The sequence below is a fragment of the Parasphingomonas frigoris genome, from assembly GCF_036663815.1.
Lineage (GTDB): Bacteria > Pseudomonadota > Alphaproteobacteria > Sphingomonadales > Sphingomonadaceae > Sphingomonas.
Genome location: NZ_JAXOJQ010000076.1, coordinates 1 through 1,140 on the forward strand (window position 1 = coordinate 1; position 1,140 = coordinate 1,140).

Annotated in this window: 1 protein-coding gene; it reads left to right on the top strand. The window is 71.5% G+C overall.

Annotated elements, in window-relative coordinates; genetic code table 11:
• Positions 1–126: 126 nt before the first annotated feature.
• A partial coding sequence (locus U1872_RS22565; RefSeq protein WP_332795087.1) for a TolC family protein occupies positions 127–1,140 on the top strand: 1,014 nt, incomplete at its 3' end.

Below are 1,140 nucleotides of genomic sequence, written 5' to 3' on the forward strand. Positions count from 1 at the left end.
TTCCCCGCACCCGCCAGTGCCATCGCGTCGCATCTCGTCGATCCCGCGCTGAGGCCCCCGGCCGCCTGACGACACCCGCTCGCCGGCATCTGCCGGCCCGACGTGTTCTGTCAGGATCGATATTTCATGAAAACAATGCTCGCGGCCATGCTGGCCGCGGCGTCCTGCGCATCGATAGCGCAGGCGCAACAGGAGGCGGCGCCGCAGGCGGCCACCCCGTCTGAAACGCCGACCGCGGCGCAACCGCTCCCCGGCTTCTCGCTCGATCAGGCGGTGTCTGCCGCGGGCGGAGCAGCGCCATCGGGTGCCGCTGCTACTGCATCGGTCGAGGCGGCGCAGGCGGCCCGCACGGTGGCCGGGCTCCGGCCGAACCCCGTCTTCCAAGGGCAGGTCGAGAACGTCGTCGGCTCCGGTCCTTATCGGGGCGTGCGGAGCGCGGAGACGACGGTGGGGGTCGCGATCCCGATCGAGCTTGGCGGCAAGCGCGGTGCCCGCGTTGCTGTTGCCGACGCGCAAATATCACGTGCGCAACTCCAGAGCGCGATCGTCGCGGCCGATATCCGCGTCCAGGTCACACAGCTCTATGTCGAGGCAATCGCGGCCGAACGCCGGCTGGTGACGGCGCGCGACCAGGCACGGATCGCGGCCGAAGTGCTGCGGGGGGCTGCGGTGCGCGTCCAGGCGGGGCGAGCGTCGCCGCTGGAGCAACAGCGCGCCGATGTCGCGCGTATCAATGCCGATGCCAATGTCGAGCGGCTGACCCGGCTCGCCGAGGCGGCACGGACCAATCTCGCGCGGCGGCTCGGCCGTCCGATCGACGGCACGCTCGACGCAGGCTTGCTCGACCGGTTGCCGCCGGCGACCTTCGGCCCTGCAGCACCGCTACAGACTGCCGGCACGCTGGCGCTGGCGGCGGCGGATGCCGATCTTGCCATCGCCGATGCCGGCATCAGGCTCGCGCGCGCCAACCGCGTACCCGACATCAACGTCGGACCGGCGCTCCGACGGCTGGAAGCGACGAACGATACCGCCGCGGTGTTCGCGATCTCGATCCCGATCCCGCTCTTCAACAACGGCCGCGCCGCCATCGCGCAGGCGACGGCGGAGCGGACGCGCGCCGAAGCGGTGCGGCGCGTAACC